This is a genomic window from Bradyrhizobium sp. UFLA05-109 (assembly GCF_054185165.1).
Window position 1 is genome coordinate 137,543 of sequence record NZ_JBBIAR010000011.1, and the last position, 21,004, is coordinate 158,546.

Consider the following 21,004-nt stretch of genomic DNA (forward strand, 5'->3'; position numbering starts at 1 on the left):
ATCTCCTACTTCAGGCTGGCCGCGATATGCTCGGCATGCTGCTCGTGGCCCTGAAATATCTTGAGGCCAGTCTGCAACAGCCCCTTCAGTTCGGCATTATTTGCCGATGGAATCAGCAGCGTTTCGAGCGCGGCGTTGACTGCCTTGTGATAGGCGATCTCGTTGGCGACATAAGCCTTGTCAAAGGCCGCCCCGCTCAGCTTGCCGAGCTCGGCCGATTTGTCGGCGGCCTGCTTGGACAAAGCCTTGCTGGTGTCGTTGTCTTCGGGCGTCACGTTGAGCTTCTTGACCAGGTCGAGCGCAAGTTGATTGACCGCTTCGTGGTCGCGCACCATGTTGTCCGCAAACGCCCTGACCTCCTTGTCGCGAGCTTTCGACAAAGCCTGTTTTCCGGCGGCGACGTCGATCACGCCGGCGGTGTAGGCGATATGAGCAATTTGCGGGTCGGTGAGCTTGCCGTTCTGCGCCAGCACCGGGCTGTTCAATAGCGTTATCGCGACGACCGCTGCGCCAAATCGAACTAACATGATGTTTCTCCTGTGGATGATTTGATGGGTAGCTGGATCTCAAGGGCGGTTGCCGACTTCCGCACGTCGGACGGCGTTCGTGAGCTCGGGGGTGAAGCTTGTGTCGCCTTCGTCAATGTGTCCGGTCAGCCGCGCAGTGACCTCTTGCAGTACCCAGCCGTTGCCGTCCGGATCGCTGAACGAGGCGTACGAGGCGTAGCTTTTTCGCTGCGGATTTGGGCCGCTGCTTAGGCCTTCCGCGCTGGCATGGTGGAACACGCCGCCGGCGTCGTGAAATGGCTCGCTAGTTGCCAGGCCGCGACGGAGCAGTTCGTCGCGAGCGGCCATGATGTTGGAGACGATGAGGTGGAGTCCATTCGCCGAGCCGGGCGCAGCCGCGGTCACGTTTCTCCCGAACATGATCGAACATCCAGAGCCTGGCGGCGTGAACTGGATCACCCGGTAATCATCCCCGGCAGTGTAGTCGAGGTCGAGCCTCCAACCCAAGTCGCTATAAAAGCGTTTGGCGCGATCGACATCCGAGACGGGAATGACGACAACTTCGAGCTTCATGTCAATTTCGGTACCCATGATAGTTCTCCAGATGTTTACTGAAGCAACGCCGCCTGTAGGGTCGGCGCTGACCAACCAGAACTTGAACTTGTAGCTAGGGAGACCGCGGGGGCGCCGGAACTCTCAACCCGCTCATATCGTCTCTTACTGATGGTATGAGCAGATGCCGCGACACGGGCGAGGGTGAGATTCAGACAGACCGATATCCAGCCTTGAGCCACGCGGAGACCTGGCTCGCATATTCCTCGGGTGCGTCCTCCCAGATGAGGTGACCGCCTTCGAGAAGGGTGTAGCGGTTGTGCGGAAGATGATCGGCGAGCAGCTGCCCATTCGGCGGTGGCACGATCGGATCGTTTTTTCCGGCAATGATCAGCACGGGCGTCTCGATGCTCGGGAGTAACTGCCGCAGTCGCGGTAAATCGCGTGGGTAGGCGCGGACGAAATTGGCCGCGTCCTCGAACCGCCGGCCCGCCGAAGACAATCGGTAGTCTTCAAGCACAGCGGGGGGTGTCTTGCGCACCGCAGACTGCGCGACGAATCCTGCGCCGATATCGCCGCCTTCGGTTTCGGCAAACGCGCCGACGGGAGAGTTGATCAGGTCCGTCAGGTGGCTTGCCGCGAGGTCGGGGCTCGTTGCGCCGCTTCCAACCACCAGGCTTTCGAACAGCTTCGGCTTGCGCGCGGTTGCAAAGAGCAACGCCGTCGTTCCCACGTCCGGTCCGATCGCATGCATTCGCTCAATTCCGAAGTGATCGGCCACCTTGATGATGAAGTTGCCCATTGCTTCAGGCGAAAACAGGTCGGCGCGTCCCTCTGATCGGCCAAATCCCGGCAGATCGATGAGGAGCAACGGGGAATGCTTGCCGAGTTCTGCGGTAGCGCCCCGAAAAGCGTAGATGCTTTCCGGCCAGGGACTGGTCAGCAACACGGGCACCCCTGCGCTCGCGCCCGTACGGGCGAACCGAATTTGCAGGCCGTCAATCGTGGCTGTCTCGACTTTGCCCATATCGGCAAGATCCTTGCTCATAATGCTCTCCATGATGATTGTTGAACGACTTGATGGATTCAATTGGAGGCTGCGGTTGCCTTGCGGACCTGCACTCTGTCGCCTGTCCGGCTGATTTCGAGAGCGTCCAACTGGTGCGCTGTTGAGAGAACCACGCGCTGGCCTGGCGCCAGAACGGACACGATGCGGATCGGCGTCCCGGCCTCGCCCTGTGCCAGCGTGGTGACGACATGGAATCCGTCGGGCTCAACGGTGTAGTAGGCGACGCCGGACACGTCGGCGAGACCGATGCTTTGGGCCGCAATCGGGCGCAGGTCGTTGGCGTGAGCGGACCCCAGCGAGGCCACGGTTAGTGCGGCGGCAAAAAGAGTGCTGCGGATCGACATTGGAATCTCCTTTGGTTTGGGCGGCGGGCCGATGCCCGTCGCTCTCTTGCCGCCGGAGATGGTCGGGCTATGATCATCGATCAAACAAGTTGGATCGATGATGAGTATCGATGCCGTCAATCTCGGCCATATCGACCTGAATCTTCTTGTTTACCTCGATGCGCTGCTCACGGAACGCAGTGTCACGCGCGCTGCGGTCCGCGTCGGCATTAGTCAGTCTGCGATGAGCCACAACCTCGCGCGCCTGAGGGAGCTGTTCGATGATGAGCTTCTGACACGGGGGCCAGAAGGCCTGCGCCTCACCCCGCGGGCGGTGACGTTGGCTGAGCCGGTGCGGGCCACGCTGACCCAGATCCAGACGCTGGTGGCGCGAGACGAAGCATTCGACCCCGCAACGGCGGTGCGAACCTTCAGGTTCGGATTGCCGGACAGCATGGAAATTCTGATTGTCCCGAGGCTTCTCGCGCGCATGCGCGAGGTCGCGCCTGGCATCCACCTGCGGCTCTACAACATCGACTCGTCCCGGCTCCTGGATGAACTTGACGCTGACGAACTGGACCTCGCAATCGGCTACGATGTGTTCCCGCAGGGGCAGGTCCATCACAAGCGGCGTCTGCTGTTCACCGAGGGCTTTTTGTGCATGTTTAGCGCTGAGAGGACGAAGATCGTCCCTCCGATCTCGCTAGAGGACTACGTGCGGCTTCCTCATGTTCTGACCAGCCTGAGGCCCGGGCGCAGCGTGCGCGGCATTGTGGACGAGGCGCTGGAAAAGGTCGGGTTGCGGCGAAATGTCGTCCTGACCACGCCACGTTTCCTCACGGTCCCGTCCCTCGTGGCGCACGCACCCGTCGTCGTAACCATGCAGGCGCGATTGGCTCGCCTTTTCGCCACCGAATTCGGGCTTGGCCTTAGCCCGCCTCCGGTGGAGTTGCGCGAGGTTGAGGTATCGCTGCTGTGGCATGCGTCTTACGATCGCGACCCCGCCCATATCTGGTTCCGGCGGATGGTGGTCGAGCTGGTCGCGGAGTTGTGAGAGGCGGAATTCGAAGGGCGGCAAGCGCCGCCCTGACCTGATGTCATCTTGGCAGGGGTTGTGCGGCGAACTCGTTAGCTCGGAGACGTGTCAGATGAAAGCCTACTTGATTGCGGCAGAGACGGTTCACGATGACGCGATGTTTGCAGAGTATCGAAAGCAGGTTGGCGCTACTGTCAAAGCGTTCGGGGGTCAGTTCATCGCCGCCGGTGGCAAGCTGACGGTGCTCGAAGGTCAGTGGCAGCATCCCGGCACTGTGATCATTGAATTTCCGTCACGCGAGTCGGCTGAAGGTTGGTATAAGTCCGCCGACTACCAAAAGATCATTGGTTTGAGACTCAAGAGCACCAGCGGGACTCTGGTTATCCTTGACGGAATCTAACAAAGATCTAGGAGAGATCGCGCCAGCCTTGCCGTCAGCTCAAGTTGCACCTCCGCCCTGATTTTCATCTGGTTCGTGCTCGCTCGCCGACGCCGGTCGAGTCGAAAAGCGCCGCCGATAATCGCGCGGCGAAATCGCCAAGTGCCGTTGGAAGGTCGTGCGCATGTGCTCCTCATCGCCGAAGCCGCAACTGCGCGCGATTCGGTCGACGCCCTGTTCGGTTTCCTCAAGCAGCCGTCGGGCTGCTTCCAGCCGAAATACCTCCACTGCTTTCGCCGGACTCCGGCCGGTTTTGGCCTTGTAGCTTCGGGCAAAGTTTCGGGGACTCATGCCCACCCGCTCTGCCAGGAGGTCGACGTTCAGTCGTTCATTACTGAGGTTGTTCGAGATCCAGATGTGTAGATTTTCAAAAGCCGTCGAACTCAATGTCTGGGTTTTCAGAAGCTCGCTGAACTGCGACTGTCCGCCGGGCCGCTTCATGTAGATCACCAATTGGCGGGCGACCTGCATAGCGATCTCGCGCCCACAGTCCTCCTGAACGAGCGCAAGCGAGAGATCGATCCCCGCACTAACCCCCGCCGATGTCCAGATCGGACCGTCCTGAACATAGATCGCGTCACGTTCCACGCTCAGGTTGTCGTAACGCTGGTCCAGCAGATCGCACGAGGCCCAATGCGTCGCGGCTCGACGTCCATTTAGAAGACCGGCTTCAGCCAACAGGAACGCGCCGGCGCAAACCGACGCCGTTCGTCGTGCCCTCGATGCGTGCGCTGCCAGCCAATCCACCAGGCGACGATCTGCGAGCGTGGGCTCCATATCCAGCGCGCCCGGAACGATGATCGTGTCGATTTCCGCGTTGTCGAACCGCGCAATCGGCGTTGTCTCGATAGCCACGCCTTCAGCAGTCACGATCGGCCCGCCATCCAAGCTGACCGTGTGCCGCGCGTAGCCATGCCGGCCACTCTGCTCCATGAACTTCGACGCCGACCAGAACACGGTGAGCGGACCGGTAAGGTCGAGCAACCCCATCCCCTCGAAAGCCACGAAGAGCGCCTGCCGGGCGAGGGGATCGTCATGTGACATCATTGGCAGAAATTCAGGGGTATATGTCGTTTCAGACAGGTTATGTCATGCCTAATTTGCGCTTGTCAACGGGGCCGGTCGGAAGCCGCCACGGCTCAACGTCGGGAGAACGCTATGTTCGAGACGGAATCCGCTTCAAAACAGGTGAAGTTCGCGCTCTTGGAAGGCCAACTGCTCAGTCGGGAACTCGACCGTACGGCCTTCGTTCAGCGCGCATCACAACTGGGGCTGCCCGCGGCGGCTGTATCCGAAGCCGCAGATAAATACCTCGCCATCGCCGCGAACCAAACAGCTCTCCGGGCGGGGCTGCGCTCCACCTATGATTACATCGTCATCGGTTCCGGGGCATCCGGCTCGGTCGTGGCTCGTCGTTTGGCCGAGAACAAGGATGCGCAGGTTCTCCTGCTCGAAGCGGGCGGCGACGACCTGAAGCCCGGCATTTTGATCACCGAGACCTGGTTCTTCAACCAGGGCGGCGAACTCGATTGGAATTTTGGCGCTGAACGAAACGCGAGTGTCAACGACCGTTCGATCACCCAGGCGATGGGCAAGGCCTTGGGTGGCGGCACCAGCATCAACGCGATGGTCTGGGCCCATGGCCACAAGAATGATTTTGATCATTGGGCAAGGGAAGCCGGCGACGACGCCTGGGATTACCGGCATGTTCTCGACATCTACCGGCGTATCGAAGATTGGCACGGTGCTCCAGACGCCGAGCGGCGCGGCAGCGGCGGCGAGGTCTTCGTTCAGCCTGCACCCGATCCAAATCCCATCGCTCCCGCTTTCCTCAAAGCCGCCGAGTCGATCGGTATCCCGACTTTCGCTGATCAGAACGGCGTTATGCAGGAAGGCCCGGCCGGCGCGGCCATCACCAATGTTCGTATCCGTGACGGTCGGCGGCTGAACATCTCCTCGAGCTACCTCTATCCGGTCATGGATCAGGCCAACCTGACCGTGCTGACCGGCGCCTATGTCAATCGTCTCACGATCCACGGCGACACCGTGAGCGGTGTTGAGTTCGAATGGCAAGGCAAGGTCCGCTCGATCAGAGCTTCAAGCGAGGTCGTGCTGTCGGCGGGTGCGATCCAGACGCCGAAGATCCTCATGCTGTCGGGAATCGGCGCTCGTGCTGAGCTCGCTCGGTTCGGCATAGCCACCACATCGCACCTTCCAGGTGTCGGCCAAAATTTTCAGGATCACCCGATCATTGGCGGCGGCCTTTGGGAGGCCCCCGAACCAGTCGTCATCCGGAACAACGCGGCCGAGGCCAATCTCTTCGCGAAGAGCCGTCTGAACCTCGACACGCCGGACCTCCACATCTGGCACATCGAAGCGCCTTATCTTTCAGAGGTCACGGGACACCACGCCGTCGCGAACGCATGGTCCATCAGCCCGGGCCTGGTACGCCCGGAAAGCCGCGGCTTCCTTCGGCTGAAATCGGCGGACCCGCGCGAGGCGCCGGAGATCCATGCCAACATGCTTGCCGATCCCCGCGACTTGGCAGCCTTGCGCAAGGGCATGGAGATAGCCCGGGCGCTCGGCAACTCGCCAGCGATGAAGCCGTTCGTCAAGCGCGAGATTCTGCCGGGACCGATCGCAGGCGAGGCATTGGATAATCTGATCCGCGACGGCGCGATGTCGATGCATCACCCGACCAGCACCGCCAAGATGGGCCAGGACGACCATTCGGTCGTGGACGCGAAGCTGCGAGTCTACGGCGTGAAAAACCTGCGCGTCGCCGACGCTTCGATCATGCCCACCATCACCACCGGCAACACCCAGGCCCCTTGCGTGATTATCGGCGAACGTCTCGCCGAGATCCTCGCAGCCTGATGCCTCCCGTTCCCGAGAAAGGAAGTTCGCAATGACCAAACGCTTGAACAACACCACTGTCGACCGACGCCAGCTTCTTGGCACCGCCGCAAAGGGAATCGTTGCCGCGGGAGCAGCGAGCCTGATCTCTCCACACGCAGCGTCCGCCACCCGAAGCGACGAAATCCGCCCGTTTCACATCAACGTTCCGGAAGAGCAACTCGTTGATCTCCGCCGGCGGATCGCTGCGACAAGGTGGCCTGAAAGGGAAATAGTGGAGGATACGAGCCAGGGCGTGCAGCTCACCACTATGCGCGAACTCGCGCACTATTGGTTGACGCAATACGACTGGCGCAAGATTGAGGCGAAACTGAACGCTCTTCCGCAATTTGTCACGGAGATCGACGGGCTCGACATTCATTTCATTCACGTTCGATCGAAGCACGAAAATGCGCTGCCGATGATTGTCACGCACGGTTGGCCCGGCTCGATCATCGAGCAGATCAAGATCATCGAGCCACTGACCGATCCCACGGCCCGCGGTGGCAGCGCATCCGACGCGTTCCATCTCGTGATCCCGTCGCTGCCCGGTTATGGCTTCTCAGGAAAGCCGACAGCGCCTGGCTGGAATCCGCCTCGCATCGCCCGGGCGTGGGCGACGCTGATGCAGCGCCTCGGTTACACAAGGTACGTGGCGCAGGGTGGCGACTGGGGGAATGCCGTCACGGAGAACATGGCCGTGCAGGAGCCGGCGGGACTACTCGGTATCCACACCAACATGCCGGCCACGGTTCCGGCCAACATCTCGAAGGCACTGGCGCGGGGTGAAGCGCCGACCGCCGATCTCACGGTCGAGGAACGCAATGCGTGGGACCAACTCGATTTCTTCAACAAGAATGGTCTGGGCTACGCCATCGAAATGAACAACCGCCCGCAGACGCTGTACGGGATCGTCGATTCCCCGGTCGGTCTCGCGGCCTGGATGATCGACCATGATGATCGCAGCGAGAAAATGATCGCCCGCGTGTTCGACGAAAAGACGGAGGGGCTGACGCGGGATGACGTTCTCGACAACATCACGCTCTATTGGCTGACGAACACCGCGATCTCTTCGGCGCGCCTCTACTGGGACAACGCTCACCATCCAACGGGAGGCTTCTTCGACCCCAGGGGCATCAGGATCCCGGTCGCCGTGAGCGTCTTCCCTGACGAGCTCTACGCTGCGCCGCGGACCTGGGCCGAGCAGGCTTATCCGAAACTGATCCACTACAACAGGCTCCCCAAAGGCGGTCACTTCGCCGCTTGGGAACAGACGGAGCTGTTCACAGCAGAGATGCGCACGGCGTTCAAGTCGTTGCGGCAATCGAGCTGAGAACAGAAGGGCGTGCACCAAGACGCGCGTCCTTCCTTCATCACCTGAACGATTAATACGACCAGAATCGCAACTCCATCAAACGCAACGCGTCAGTTGGTGGCGCCACCACTAGAGAGCATCCAAATGAAAATCCTCATGGTTCTGACTTCTCACGACAAGCTCGGCGACACCGGCCGCAAGACCGGATTCTGGCTCGAGGAGTTCGCCGCGCCTTACTACACTTTCCTCGACGCTGGAGCGGTCGTCACGCTCGCCTCGCCCAAGGGAGGACAGCCGCCCCTCGATCCGATCAGCGATACGCCGGAGGGGCAAACCGATTTGACGCGGCGCTTCAAGGAGGATCCTGCGGCCCAGGCGGCGCTCGCAAATACGCGAAAGCTCTCCGCTGTCAGGGCGGTGGACTACGATGCGATCTTTTATCCGGGCGGCCACGGCCCGATGTGGGACTTGACCGAGGATCCGCATTCGATCGCGCTCATCGAGTCCTTCTACAATGCCGGCAAGCCGGTGGCTGCCGTCTGTCATGCGCCCGCCGTGCTCCATCGCGTCAAATTCCGGGGCCAGCCGATCGTGAAGGGCAAGCGGGTGGCTGGCTTCACCAACAGCGAGGAGGAAGCGGTAGGGCTCACAAAAGTCGTGCCGTTCCTTGTTGAGGATGAGCTGAAGCGCCTCGGTGGGCTGTATGAAAGAGCAGCGGATTGGGCAAGCTTCGTCATTACCGACGGAAGACTTGTCACGGGCCAAAATCCGGCCTCATCCAGGGCTGCGGCCGAAGCGCTCCTGAAACTTCTGGCGCCGACCCGCGCCGGCAAGATCAGGCTCGAGCGTCGTTCGCCATTCTATTGGCGAGTCACCTTCGACCTCCCGCCGCTCAACATCTTTGGTCCGGAGACGGTCCCGCAACTGAACGAGATCATCACGGCGCTCGAAACCGATGAACAGGTAAAGGTCGTGGTCTTCGACAGCGCGGTCGAAGGGTTCTTCCTGACCCACTACAATTTTTTTGCGCCATTGGAGGAATCCACGAGGTTGCCGGTCGGACCGACGGGGCTGCAGGCGCTGCCCGACATGCTGGCTCGTCTCAGCCGGGCGCCCGTTGCATCCATAGTCTCGATTCGCGGCCGCGCGACAGGCGTGGGCAGTGAACTTGCACTTGCAAGCGACATGCGGTTTGCGAGTCGTGAAAAGGCCATCCTCTCGCAATGGGAAGTCGGTGCTGGTCTGGTGCCGGGCGGTGGACCGATGGCGCGGTTGCCGCGCCTGATCGGTCGGGGCCGTGCGCTGGAAGTGCTGCTTGGCGCCGACGATATCCGTGGCGATCTGGCCGAACGCTACGGTTATGTCAATCGATCGCTCCCGGACACCGAACTCGATGCTTTCGTCGACGCGCTGGCGACGCGGATCGCCTCCTTCGACAAGCAGGCGATCGCCGAAACCAAACGCCTGGTCAACGTGGCGAGCCTGCCATCCGATGCAGATATCGCGCCCGAATGGGACGCCTTCATCGCTTCCGTTCAACGTCCTGCCAGCCAGAACAGGATCAAGACTCTGCTTGAGCGCGGCTTTCATTATCCGGGCGATGTCGAAAGCCGGCTTGGATATCACGTCGGTCGATTGGGCGGTTGAGGCGCAACAGGTGAGAGGAGACGGAACATGACTCAAGCCCTGCATATCCCCGAGAGTTTCCTCGGCATCGGCTATACGAAGCATCGAGCTGGCCTCCCGCTGGAAGCTGTTCGTGTCCCTGTGCCCAAGCCGGCCGAGGACCAGGTACTTGTCCGCGTCGCCGCCTCATCGCTCAACCCGCTGGAGTATAAACTCGCAGACCTCAATTTCATGGGTCGGACGCCCCCGGTCGTTCTGGGCCTCGATCTCTCTGGGGTCGTGGTCGCTGTCGGACGTGCGGTTCGCGGTCTGCGGCCCGGCGATGAAGTTATGGCAATGGCCGATCTGAACGGCGACGGCGGCTGGGCCGCCGGGGGAGAAAACGGGCACAACGGTAGCTACGCCTTGGCGCGGGACTTCTTGACGGTCCGCAAACCGTGTTCTCTGAGTCACCGTCAGGCGGCGGTCATTCCGATGTGCTTTCTGTCCGCGTATTGCAGTCTCTATGAAACCGTCCGTGCCGGGGACACAGTCTACATCCCAGGCGGCGGCGGTGGCGTCGGTCATCTCGCAGTGCAGATGGCCGCTCGCGTTCTGGGAGCCGACCAGGTCATCAGCAGCGGCAGCACGGCGCAATCGATAGCATTGGCCCAGCAGTTCGGCGCGCACCATGTCTTCGACTATAAGCGTGACGACATCTCTGCCGAGATAACGAAGTTGACCGATGGACGGGGCGCCGACGTCGTATTCGACGCCACTTACAGCGAGGCCGGGTTCGTCGAAACGGCGAAGACCGTGCGCCGAGGGGGCAGCTGGATTGTGCTCGGAGTAGGTCCCGGAAAGACGACTCGGCGTGCCGAAACGAAGAGCCCTGTCGATTCCATCTTGGCTGAACGCGGCGCGGGGCACATCAATATCAATCTGCTACGTTACTTCTCTGAACCCGACACTCTCGATGCCAGCGCGAAGGTTTTTCTCCAGCGCGGTCTCACTCTGGCAGCTGAGTGGGCTGTGCAGGGATTGGTGACTCCGCATATCGGACGGAGCATCGACAGCTCCATTCAGGCCATCAATGCGGGTCTGGAGTCGCTTAGAGCCGGCAGCGGCACACTTGGAAAGATCGCGGTGACTGTGGATCCGGACCTGGACCTTCAGTAGGCGAATCGCACTCAGGAATGTGCAAAAGGTTACCCCGCGATCCGTTCCTCCAGGGAGTGCTTGGCGAATCCACCATTCGGCCTGTCACGCACATTTTATTGCTTCGTGTCCATGGGCGGAACTTCAGAGAGGGACCCAAGTGTCCCACATCGAGCTAAGGAATGATAGTTTTAATCCAATATGGAGCTTGTTATGGCCGAGGTTATTCGATTTGTCTCAAAATCCGAGCGCGAGCGCATCCGCCTGATCATGGAAGCCCGGTCGATATATGACAGCGTCTTCCCTCCGGCTGATTCCAGCAGCGAGCAGAGCGGCGATGCGACGGTGGGCCATACGACCGGCGCGTGGACGCCTCACGGCGGTTGATGTCGAGGCATGAGCCGTGGATTTGATCGCTGCGCTTCGCACGTTCGTTCGTGTCGGCCAGGTCGGCTCGTTCTCGGCCGTGGCGACGGAGCGAGGACTTACGCAGCCAGCGATCTCAAGGCAGGTCAGCGCTCTCGAAGAACATTTTGGGGCTCGTCTGGTCCAGCGTAGCACGCACGCTGTGACGCTCACGGAAGAGGGGCGAGGGCTTGTCCCAGAGGCACAGCAGCTTATCGATTCAGCCGACGGACTCATGGAGAAGACGGGCCGCCGTCGCGGCAAGGCTGTCGGCTGCGTCCGCCTGAGCGTGCCGTCGCCGCTGGGCCACTATTTCAGCAAACGGCTAGGCGCCCTGCTGGAAAAGCACGACGAGCTGTCAATTGATCTCATCATGCACGACGGTCCACGCGATCTCATTGGAGAAGAGATCGATCTTCAGGTTTGTGTCGGCATGGTCAGCGATTCCGCACTGATCTCGCGCCGGATCGGGACCACGGTCGGGTTGCTCGTCGCGGCGCCGAGCTATCTGAAAGGACGTGTTGCGCCGGAAGCGCCTTCGGACCTGCAAAAGCACGATTGCATCGAATATCGTCGATGGGGACAGGACAATATCTGGTGGTTCACGTCGCCGGAAGGTGCTGTGCCAGTGCCTGTGCGGGGTCGGTTTCGCGCCAGTGACTCCGAGGCCGTGCGCCTCGCTGCGCTCAATGGGCATGGTATTGCCTTGCTGTCTCATCTCGATGCTGACGACGACATCAGCGCAGGCCGGCTGCGCGTCTTGATGCCGGAATTTCCACCTTTGCGTTTTCCTTTGACGCTCGTCTATCCCTCGCGTCGCAATCTGCCCCCGCGGGTCCGTGTTATGATCGAATTCTTGAGCGAGATCGTACAGGGAGATCCCGCGATGAGGGATGGCGGTGACGTGCGTGCCATCGCTCCCGCCGAATTGTCCCATCCCGCTCTGGCCGTTTAGCAGCGTCTGCTCATACTAACGGTAAGAGACGATATGAGCACGTCGACAATTCCAGCGTCGTCGGACTCCCATTAGCTACGGTTTGAAGTTGGTTGGCCAACGCCGACAACTCCGGTCCTAGAGACCGCCCAGTAGCATGCAAACCGATTAGCTAAGGACACGACAATGGCACACGTTCTCCCCAGTGGAGGTGGCAAAGGCCTGATCGACATCGACGACGCCCTGCTGCTCCTGCTCGATCACCAATCGGGCCTCTTTCAAACCGTCAAGGACGTTACCGTCGCTGAACTAAGGGCGAACGTTTCGGCGCTAGCCAGGATCGCAACCCTGCTTAAGGTGCCGGTCATCACGACGGCATCTGTACCGGATGGTCCAAATGGCCCGGTCATGCCCGAGATCGCCGAACTCGCGCCGCACGCCGTCTACGTGCCGCGCCGGGGCGAGGTTAATGCGTGGGACAACGAGCTCTTCGTCAAGACCGTTCGCGAGACCGGGAAGAAGACGCTGATCATGGCCGGCGTCTGGACGAGCGTGTGCGTCATGTTTCCGGCGCTCGACGCGAAAGCTGCCGGCTATGACGTCTTTGCCGTCATGGATGCATCGGGCGATCCGAGCATCATGGCTTCTCAGACGACGCTCGCGCGCTTCGTGCAGGCAGACATTGTGCCGACCACGACCAATGCGGTGATCTGCGAGTTGCACAGGACCTGGAGGCGTCCGGAAGCGGCCGAAATCGCAGACATCTACACTATTGCCACGCCGAACTATCGGGCCGTCATGGAAAGCTACCAGCGGGCCAAGGAAGTCGGCTCGGCCACCAAGTAATGGGCGCGTGGGAGCACGTTATGAAAGCCTATATGTCCTCACTTGCGGTCGGCGTCCTGGTCGGAGTGATCTACAACCTCCTTAACGTGCGTTCACCAGCGCCGCCATTGGTGGCGCTGGTGGGCCTGCTCGGGATGCTCGGCGGCGAGCAGATCATCCCGACCGCCAGGCAAGTGGTCGCGAAGTACACCCCCACGGCCATGTGGCGGCAGGTGAAATGCGCAACGCCTTACGTGTTCGGTGCGCTGCCCGGCTGCGGCTTGGATGGCGACCAAACATCGGTGAAGCTGGTGGGGAACGGATCATGAGCGCTCCCGACCTGATCCTGCATCGCGGCCAGGCCACGCCGCCTTCACCTAATCAACCGCCGTTCGAATCCGTCACCAACTATGCCAATCCAGCGGAAGATATGGAGCAAGTTGCAAACTCGACGTTGAGAAAATTGAGGCTTCGTTTCATCCCGCTATTCTTTACGTGTTTTGTGGTCGCATGGCTTGATCGGGTGAATATCGGATTCGCGGCACTCACCATGAGTAAGGATATCGGACTGTCTTCGGCAGCCTTCGGGTTCGGCGCCGGCATTTTCTTCCTCAGCTATGTTGCTCTGGAGATTCCCGCAAATGTCATGCTCGAACGCTTTGGTGCCCGCTATTGGTTCGCAGCGGTTATGTTCGCACTGGGCATTGCCTCCGTAGCAATGATGTTGGTGCAGGACGAGACGTCGTTCTATGTCGTGCGTTTGCTTGTTGGAGCAGCTGAAGCCGGGCTCGCACCTGGTATTTTCCTTTATCTTTCTCGTTGGGTGCCAGCCGCGTCATTGGGCAGCATGATCGGCGGGTTCCTATTGGCGATGCCGGTCGCGAGCGTGATCGGGTCCCCGATATCGGGCATCATCATGCAGCTTCACGGCGTCGCCGGCATATCGGGCTGGCGATGGGTGTTCCTCCTCGAAGCAATTCCGGCTCTCGGGTTGGCGCCCATCACTCTTCGCATGGTGAGTGACGACCCTCGCAAAGCGCCATGGCTTACTATAGCGGAGCAAGTTTGGTTGTCTCGGCGACTCGCCTCCGACGCGGCTCATTTCCCGCGTCACGAACTAGGAATTTTGCAAACCGTTCGCCTGCCTATCGTACTACTCTTGGCGTTGGCATACTTCGGTGTCGTTGGACTTAACTATGCCTACAGCATTTTCTTACCACAAATTGTTCAGCACTTTGGCTTGTCGATCCTGCAAACGAGTTTTGTGACGGCGATTCCCTTTGGTATCGCGGCCGTTGGTATGGCCTGGTGGAGCTACCGGTCGGATCGATTGGATGAGCGACGCTTCCACCTCTTTCTGCCGCTAGCGATGTCAATCAGCGGTCTGGTCGCTTCCACGATAGTGGATCCGCCAACCTTGAAGCTGGCGTTTCTGTGCGTAGCGGCTTTCGGCATCTATGCAGCAATACCGATCTTTTGGACTCTGCCAAGAGCGGTGGTTCCTGCAAGCGCTCTTGCAGCAGGAATAGCGACTGTGAACTCAGTAGGAAGCCTCTCGGGCTTTGTTAATTCCTACGCTGTGGGAATCCTCAAGGATTTGACTGGAGAGTTTGCTGGAGGGCTGTGGTTTATCGCAGGCTTTGGATTGATTTCCATCATAGTGCTGGCCGCTGTAACGCGAGATACGGCCTGGGCCAGGAAGGGTGGCAGTTTGGCTGGGGCACAGGGCTCGCGAGGAGAGTGAGCGCGATGGACCGATCGTCGCAACTATCAGCAGCCGGATCCGCACGCCAATTGCCTTCTCACCTGAAATGAAACTCGGGAACCTATCAGTCGAACCACCATCCAATGCGCATTGGACGTTATGCGACAGGTGTTGATTGCAATTTTGTACAGAGGAGCATGCTTGTGAGTCAAAATGTACACTCGCTGGATCGCGCAATATCGCCGGGACTCCACGCGGCTAGGCCGAGCCGGGCCGAGGTCGAGGCAGCGGTACGAACCATCATTCGATGGACGGGTGAAGATCCCGAACGAGACGGCCTGGTCGAGACCCCCGCGCGCGTGACCCGCTCCTTCGAGGAATTTTTCTCCGGTTATCGGGAGAATCCCGCTGAAATGCTGGCAAAGACCTTCGAGGAGATCGAAGGTTATGACGAGATGATTGTGCTGCGCGATATCCGCTTCGAGAGCCACTGCGAGCATCACATGGCGCCGATCATCGGCCGCGTCTGGGTAGCCTATATTCCAAATGGCCGCGTGGTCGGCATCTCCAAGCTGGCCCGAGTGGTGGACGTATATGCCAAGCGTTTGCAGATCCAGGAAAAGCTGACGGCGCAGATCGCCAATACTGTCAACGATGTCCTTCGTCCGCAGGGCGTCGGGGTGATCATCAAGGCGACGCATCACTGCATGACTACCCGTGGCGTCCACAAGCCCGGCACCGACCTGGTCACCAGCCGCATGCTGGGCTGCTTCCGCGATAACGCCCTGACCCGTCAGGAATTCTTCGGTATGGCAACCTGAACGATGAAAGCAACGAATCCCACCGGTGCCGGCATCCGGCCAGTCAAGCTTCGCTCCCTGACCTCACGCGGCGTGCTCGTTCCGCTGAACTTCACGCTCGGTACGAGTGCGGCGATCGTCAGGACGGTTCCTCTTCTGCTGGTCGATCTCGTGACCGACGATGGCGCGACCGGTCATGCCTACGCCTTCTGCTACCGGCCATCAGGGGTGCGCGCGATCGCTGCGCACCTGACGGAAGTCGTCGATCTGCTGGCGGGGAGCGCGGTGACACCTTACGACGCGTCGCGATCGCTCGGGCGTCAATTCGCGTTGCTTGGTGTCACCGGTACGGTCCGGATGGCGCTTTCGCTATTCGACATGGCGCTCTGGGATGCGCTGGCGCGATCCGCGGGAGTGCCGCTCGCAGGCCTGCTGGGAAGCAAGCCGCGGGATCTGCCGGCGTATGACAGTCGCGGCCTTGGGTTGATGGAGCCCGGCCGACTTTCGAAGGAAGCAGATGCGCTACTCGCGAAGGGCCTGAAGGCCGTCAAAGTTCGGCTGGGATACCCGTCAGCCGAACAGGACCTGGCTGCGTTGAAAGCGGTTCGCCACGTTGTCGGTGACGCCGTCGCCATCATGGCGGACTACAATCAGGCGCTGACAACGGCAGAGGCGATTGCGCGCGGACGCCAACTTGAGCGCGAAGGGATCTGCTGGCTCGAAGAGCCGATCCCTCATGAAGACTATGAAGCCTGCGCGGCCATCGCCAGGGAGCTAAGGGTACCCGTCCAGATCGGCGAGAATTTCAATGGCCCCGAAGGCATGCTCTCCGCCTTGAGCGCTCGCGCCTGCGACTACGTCATGCCGGACGTTGCCAGGATTGGCGGCGTCACGGGCTGGATGCAGGCCGCGGCGCTTGCGGCGGCTAGAGGCATTGAGATGTCTTCTCACCTGATGCCTGAAGTGAGCGCCCAACTTCTTTCCGCAACCCCAACGGCTCACTGGCTCGAATATGTGGATTGGGCTGATGCGCTTTTGGAGGAGCCGTTACAAATCGTCGATGGCAATGTGTTGCCATCGCAACGGCCCGGCAGCGGAATTTCGTGGGACAAAGAAAAAATGCGCAAACTCGACACGATTTGACTGATGGCAGACCAAGGCAAGGCCAGCACCACTGACTTCCCCCTGGCGTCCTCGGGAACTTCTTTCGCCCAGGCCGCTCAACTGAAACGTCGTTCCATTCATCGTCGACAATTATGGATGCGCAAGGAGAGACCGTCATGAGCGAGGAAAAGAAGCCGGCTGGACCCGATCTGACGCAAGGCGTGCTGCCTGCGGATTTCACTGAAGGCAAGCTGCTTGGCCATGTCGCTGATGACGAAGTGCTTCTGGTGCAAGTCGACCGGGAGGTGCTCGCTATCGATCCTTACTGCAGCCACTATCACGGTCCGCTTGCAGACGGATTGGTGGTCGACGACACCATCCGCTGTCCCTGGCATCATGCCTGCTTCTCGTTGCGGACGGGTGAAGCCATCCGGCCGCCGGCGCTGGGCCGGCTCTCGGTCTGGCAGGTGGAGCGGGAGGGGGAAAAGATATTCGTGCGGCGCAGGCTGGAAACGCCGCCCGTCACGTCGCGGCGTGCGGTCGCTACGCCCGGGAAGATCGTGATTGTCGGCGGTGGCGGGGCCGGATTTGCGGCGGCCGAGATGCTGCGGCGTGAGGGATTTGCCAACGCCATCACCATGCTCAGCGACGAAGCGGCTGCGCCGGTCGACCGGCCCAACCTGTCCAAGGACTATCTCGCGGCTCAGGCGCCCGAGGACTGGATGCCGTTACGTCCGGACGCTTTCTATCCCGACGCCGGCATCGACCTCCGCCTCAACACGTCGGTTGTGTCCATCGATCCCAGGGGGCGCAACGTGCAACTGGCCGATGGAACTGCGGTGTCGTTCGACCGCCTCCTGCTTGCCACCGGCGCCGAACCGGTGCGGCTTCAAATTCCCGGAGCAGACGCGCAGCGTGTCCATACCCTTCGCACGCTCGCCGACAGCCGCGCGATCATTGCCGCGGCGGGCAGCGCGAAGCGGGCGCTGGTGATCGGTGCGGGCTTCATTGGTCTCGAGGTCGCAGCCGCCTTGCGTACCCGGAATCTCGAGGTTCATGTCGTTGCCCCGGAGAAGCGGCCGATGGAGCGTGTCCTGGGCGTCCAGATGGGCGATTTCGTGCGCGCGCTGCATGAGGAGCATGGCGTCGTCTTTCATCTGCAGGACACGGTGGTGCAGATGGACGGCAAGCGGTCGGTGCTGAAGAGCGGAGGGACGATCGAAACCGACATGGTCGTCCTCGGCGTCGGCGTGCGGCCGCGGCTGTCGCTGGCCGAGCAGGCGGGACTTGCGACCGACCGCGGCGTGACGGTCGATGCCTTTCTGGAAACCTCTGCGTCAGGCATTTTCGCGGCTGGCGACATCGCGCGCTGGCCTGATCCCCGCAGCGGTACGAATATCAGGGTCGAGCACTGGGTCGTCGCTGAACGGCAAGGCCAAACCGCGGCGCGCAACATGCTCGGGCAGCGCGAGCGCTTCGATGCCGTACCCTTCTTCTGGAGCCAGCACTACGACGTTCCGATCAACTACGTCGGTCATGCCGAACAGTGGGACGAGATCAGGATCGATGGCAGCATCGCGGGGCGCGACTGCCTCGTCGAATACCGCCAGAAGGGCCGCGTCCTGGCTGTCGCCTCGATCTATCGTGACCTTACGAGCCTTCAGCAGGAGCTGGCGATGGAGCGAAGAAACTAGAGTGGGCGCCGTCTACAGCATCAAAAAGACTGCAAGCCACCTCCAAATGACTGTTATTGTGTTTTTGCCGTCCAGGCACTCCTAAGCTCGGGAAACCAGCAAGTAGGTGAGCAAAGGCGATGACGAAAACAGCGATTGTGATTGGTGTGGGGCCGGAACGCGGGCTTGGAGCGCAATTGTGCAAGCGGTTTGCCGCCGACGGCCTGAAGGTGATCGTTGCCGGCCGAACGCAATCGGCTATCGACGCCGTTGCGGCGGAAATCACGCGAGGCGGCGGGCAATCAGTCCCGATCGTTGCCGATGCGACCAGTGAAAGCGATATCGGCAGGTTATTCGATGCGGCGGGCACTGACCTGGATCTCGCGATCTACAATGCCGGAAACAACACCCCCGGAAAAATCATCGACATGGACGCCGCCTACTTCGAGCAGAGCTGGCGGGTTGTTTGCTTCGGCGGCTTTCTATTCGGCCGGGAGGCGATCCGCCGAATGCGGCTCAAGAAAGCTGGTACGCTTCTCTTCACGGGCGCCAGCGCTTCATTGCGAGGCAGGCCAAACTATGGCGCGTTCAATTCGGCAAAGGCGGGACTGCGGACGCTTGCGCAGGCCATGGCGAAGGAATACGCCGAAGATGGCATTCATGTCGGTCATGTCCTCGTCGACGGAGCGATAGCGGGAGACAAGATCTTTCAGAATTTTCCGGACGCCGCCAACCGGGAAGAAAGCCTGATCAGCATCGAAGCAATCGTGGATGCGTTCGCGTTCCTTTACCGCCAACCCCCTCGGGGTTGGTCATTTGAAATTGATGTCCGCACTTCCCGGGAAAAGTGGTGATCGGCAATTCTGACATTCGTTCTGAGGACGAAGTGTGTGAAGACGCGCTTCGGACGATTCGTTCGATAAATAGCACCTAGCGAGAGGCCGCTCCTGGTGCAGCGCGGACGGGGATTTGAAGCCAAAAACCCATTTTTCCGGCCGTAGCTCAAACGGTAGGTTTTGGCCCTGAAAGATCGAAAATGCTTTGTCTTTCAATGAGGATTGACTGACACTCTCTCCGCCATCGCATCCAATTGATTCAAAAATGGCTTTTAGCTTGCCTCTCGGGTTGGCTTCCAAAGTCCGTGCCATTCCCGTTCGTTATCTTCTCACCCTGAGATACAGCGCGTCGACCAATCGGTACAGGTCAATCCGATGCGCGTCGTAAAATCGGATATCAGGGCGAGCAAAACGGATTATCCGAGGAGCAGTATCAAACTGGATCTGATCGCCCTCGAACGCGAAGCGCGAAGCTGCGGCAGGTCTATTGGAGTTGCAGCCGCGACGGTTAGTGCGTCCGCTTTTTGGCGGGCCAACTAGATCATCGGCACGTGCGATGCAGCCTGCTGCAGTGGATTAAATTTGCTCATAGTGGGTTCCTCGCATTTTGACCCGAAACGACCTCTCGTACGGCTTTGCAGGTCGACTTCCTCTTGTGAAGTTAGAGGACCACCCCCAAGTGTCCGGCATCACCTTTCGTCGCACAGGCGGAAACCGTTGGCCGATGGGGCAGGAGACACGGGTTTTGATTTTTAGCAACGAGCAAAGACAATGCTGGACACGTGTGAATGCAGCCCTGAACCAAAGCGGCGAGCTATTCGAACCGATGTTTTAGATAAAGGTTGGGAGAAATACGGTTCCACGGGCTTGCTGCTGTCTTCTGCAGATCGAGCCTGGTCCGGCCTGTCGGCCGAACTGCGGTCGCATGACAAAGGTGTGATCGCCTGGAAGGGCCCCCAAACCGATATCGAGATTTGCGTCGATGTCCGCGGCAACGGATCGCTGGTCACTCGGCGGGCCGCTAGCATTGAAAATCGGGTATTCGCAAACCGCGGCACAATCTGGTTGTCTCCTCCGGGTTGGCGGGAGGGCTCGGTCGAAATCGACGGCGATCTACCGGGAATCTTGCATATCTATTTACCACAGAGCCGGTTCTCCCCGAGCAGCTTAGGCGCCGACTGCGATCGATCAGAGATCGGCGTGCCGAGCTACGAAAGTGCCTTCGAGGATTCGCTGCTGGCGGAGATCGCACAGGCCATCGTATCAGAGCTGGAGAGTCAGACCGCAGGCGGCGGTTTGCTCATTGAAGCTCTCGCAGCCAGTCTAGCAGCAAGGCTGGTTCAAAGGCATATCAACGCATCATTCGTCGAGCGTTTTCCCCGCTCCGCTAGAGGAGGACTCGATCGACGCAGGCTGCTGCGCGTGCTGGATTACATCGAAGAAAACCTGGAAGGTGACCTCACGATAGATTCAATGGCATCGATTGCACACCTGAGCAGATATCATTTTGCGCGAGCCTTCAGGCAGGCAATGGGACAATCTCCTCATCGCTATGTCAGCGTTAAGCGTCTTGAGCGTGCGAAAGCTTTGTTGATTCAAAGTGAGCGACCCCTGGTGGATATTGCCTTGGCGCTCAGCTTCTCCTGCCAGGCCAATTTCACGCGGGCGTTCAGGCAGGCGACGGGTCAATCACCCGGTCGATATCGTGAGAAGCTTGGATCGCGCGACACACCGTAGCTGCAGCCTCTCTCGACAGCAACAAATGACAAAACGACAGCACTCGAGGCAAAGCCGTCGACTTGTGGTTTAGCTATCTCCGTTTCG

At 60.2% G+C, this 21,004-nt stretch carries 21 protein-coding genes; 16 read left to right on the forward strand and 5 right to left on the reverse strand.

The window, feature by feature from the left end; all coding sequences use genetic code 11:
* Nucleotides 1–5 precede the first annotated feature (5 nt).
* The 4 genes from Q3C01_RS10545 to Q3C01_RS10560 form a co-directional block, all read right to left on the reverse strand.
* Nucleotides 6–527, reverse strand: coding sequence for a DUF4142 domain-containing protein (locus Q3C01_RS10545; RefSeq protein ID WP_458145256.1), 522 nt, complete (start codon nucleotides 525–527; stop codon nucleotides 6–8).
* Nucleotides 528–566: 39 nt separating this feature from the next.
* The gene (locus tag Q3C01_RS10550; RefSeq protein WP_458145257.1) at nucleotides 567–1,097 is read right to left on the reverse strand and encodes a VOC family protein; all 531 of its coding nucleotides are present in this window, start codon (nucleotides 1,095–1,097) and stop codon (nucleotides 567–569) included.
* Nucleotides 1,098–1,269: 172 nt separating this feature from the next.
* On the reverse strand, nucleotides 1,270–2,106 hold the full coding sequence (locus Q3C01_RS10555) for an alpha/beta fold hydrolase (RefSeq protein WP_458145258.1): 837 nt from the start codon (nucleotides 2,104–2,106) through the stop codon (nucleotides 1,270–1,272).
* 38 nt (nucleotides 2,107–2,144) lie between these two features.
* The gene (locus tag Q3C01_RS10560; protein ID WP_458145259.1) at nucleotides 2,145–2,471 is read right to left on the reverse strand and encodes a hypothetical protein; all 327 of its coding nucleotides are present in this window, start codon (nucleotides 2,469–2,471) and stop codon (nucleotides 2,145–2,147) included.
* 100 nt (nucleotides 2,472–2,571) lie between these two features.
* Here Q3C01_RS10560 and Q3C01_RS10565 point away from each other — a divergent pair, with 100 nt between their 5' ends.
* Both Q3C01_RS10565 and Q3C01_RS10570 read left to right on the forward strand, forming a co-directional pair.
* The gene (locus tag Q3C01_RS10565) at nucleotides 2,572–3,504 is read left to right on the forward strand and encodes a LysR family transcriptional regulator (protein WP_458145260.1); all 933 of its coding nucleotides are present in this window, start codon (nucleotides 2,572–2,574) and stop codon (nucleotides 3,502–3,504) included.
* A 94-nt stretch (nucleotides 3,505–3,598) separates the two neighbouring features.
* Complete coding sequence (locus Q3C01_RS10570) at nucleotides 3,599–3,886, forward strand: DUF1330 domain-containing protein (protein ID WP_458145261.1); 288 nt, start codon at nucleotides 3,599–3,601, stop codon at nucleotides 3,884–3,886.
* Nucleotides 3,887–3,925: 39 nt separating this feature from the next.
* Here Q3C01_RS10570 and Q3C01_RS10575 read toward each other — a convergent pair whose 3' ends face one another.
* The gene (locus Q3C01_RS10575) at nucleotides 3,926–4,972 is read right to left on the reverse strand and encodes a GlxA family transcriptional regulator (RefSeq protein ID WP_458145262.1); all 1,047 of its coding nucleotides are present in this window, start codon (nucleotides 4,970–4,972) and stop codon (nucleotides 3,926–3,928) included.
* Between the two features lie 111 nt (nucleotides 4,973–5,083).
* Between Q3C01_RS10575 and Q3C01_RS10580 the strand changes: the two genes are divergently transcribed.
* The 14 genes from Q3C01_RS10580 to Q3C01_RS10645 all read left to right on the forward strand — a co-directional run bounded on the left by Q3C01_RS10580 (nucleotide 5,084) and on the right by Q3C01_RS10645 (nucleotide 20,917).
* Nucleotides 5,084–6,802 carry a GMC family oxidoreductase gene (locus tag Q3C01_RS10580; RefSeq protein ID WP_458145263.1) on the forward strand — a complete coding sequence of 573 codons (1,719 nt, stop codon included), beginning with the start codon at nucleotides 5,084–5,086 and terminating at the stop codon, nucleotides 6,800–6,802.
* 31 nt (nucleotides 6,803–6,833) lie between these two features.
* Complete coding sequence (locus Q3C01_RS10585) at nucleotides 6,834–8,153, forward strand: epoxide hydrolase family protein (protein ID WP_458145264.1); 1,320 nt, start codon at nucleotides 6,834–6,836, stop codon at nucleotides 8,151–8,153.
* A gap of 138 nt (nucleotides 8,154–8,291) precedes the next feature.
* Nucleotides 8,292–9,782: an enoyl-CoA hydratase-related protein gene (locus Q3C01_RS10590; RefSeq protein ID WP_458145289.1), complete on the forward strand. Its 1,491-nt coding sequence runs from the start codon at nucleotides 8,292–8,294 to the stop codon at nucleotides 9,780–9,782.
* Nucleotides 9,783–9,809: 27 nt separating this feature from the next.
* Nucleotides 9,810–10,919, forward strand: a complete 1,110-nt coding sequence (locus Q3C01_RS10595) for a quinone oxidoreductase family protein (protein ID WP_458145265.1) — start codon at nucleotides 9,810–9,812, stop codon at nucleotides 10,917–10,919.
* Nucleotides 10,920–11,111: 192 nt separating this feature from the next.
* A complete protein-coding gene (locus Q3C01_RS10600; RefSeq protein WP_458145266.1) occupies nucleotides 11,112–11,285 on the forward strand; it encodes a hypothetical protein in 174 nt (57 codons plus the stop codon).
* Between the two features lie 16 nt (nucleotides 11,286–11,301).
* Nucleotides 11,302–12,258, forward strand: a complete 957-nt coding sequence (locus Q3C01_RS10605) for a LysR family transcriptional regulator (protein WP_458145267.1) — start codon at nucleotides 11,302–11,304, stop codon at nucleotides 12,256–12,258.
* A gap of 165 nt (nucleotides 12,259–12,423) precedes the next feature.
* Nucleotides 12,424–13,083, forward strand: coding sequence for an isochorismatase family protein (locus Q3C01_RS10610; protein WP_458145268.1), 660 nt, complete (start codon nucleotides 12,424–12,426; stop codon nucleotides 13,081–13,083).
* Nucleotides 13,084–13,103: 20 nt separating this feature from the next.
* The gene (locus Q3C01_RS10615) at nucleotides 13,104–13,391 is read left to right on the forward strand and encodes a DUF1427 family protein (protein ID WP_458145269.1); all 288 of its coding nucleotides are present in this window, start codon (nucleotides 13,104–13,106) and stop codon (nucleotides 13,389–13,391) included.
* On the forward strand, nucleotides 13,388–14,806 hold the full coding sequence (locus tag Q3C01_RS10620) for an MFS transporter (RefSeq protein ID WP_458145270.1): 1,419 nt from the start codon (nucleotides 13,388–13,390) through the stop codon (nucleotides 14,804–14,806). Before Q3C01_RS10615 ends, Q3C01_RS10620 begins: the two co-directional genes overlap by 4 nt.
* A 158-nt stretch (nucleotides 14,807–14,964) precedes the next feature.
* On the forward strand, nucleotides 14,965–15,588 hold the full coding sequence (folE, locus tag Q3C01_RS10625) for a GTP cyclohydrolase I FolE (protein WP_458145290.1): 624 nt from the start codon (nucleotides 14,965–14,967) through the stop codon (nucleotides 15,586–15,588).
* 3 nt (nucleotides 15,589–15,591) lie between these two features.
* Nucleotides 15,592–16,710, forward strand: coding sequence for an enolase C-terminal domain-like protein (locus tag Q3C01_RS10630; protein WP_458145271.1), 1,119 nt, complete (start codon nucleotides 15,592–15,594; stop codon nucleotides 16,708–16,710).
* A gap of 137 nt (nucleotides 16,711–16,847) precedes the next feature.
* Complete coding sequence (locus tag Q3C01_RS10635) at nucleotides 16,848–18,365, forward strand: FAD-dependent oxidoreductase (RefSeq protein ID WP_458145272.1); 1,518 nt, start codon at nucleotides 16,848–16,850, stop codon at nucleotides 18,363–18,365.
* A gap of 119 nt (nucleotides 18,366–18,484) precedes the next feature.
* Complete coding sequence (locus tag Q3C01_RS10640) at nucleotides 18,485–19,198, forward strand: SDR family NAD(P)-dependent oxidoreductase (protein ID WP_458145273.1); 714 nt, start codon at nucleotides 18,485–18,487, stop codon at nucleotides 19,196–19,198.
* Between the two features lie 753 nt (nucleotides 19,199–19,951).
* On the forward strand, nucleotides 19,952–20,917 hold the full coding sequence (locus Q3C01_RS10645; RefSeq protein ID WP_458145274.1) for a helix-turn-helix domain-containing protein: 966 nt from the start codon (nucleotides 19,952–19,954) through the stop codon (nucleotides 20,915–20,917).
* Nucleotides 20,918–21,004: the final 87 nt, after the last annotated feature.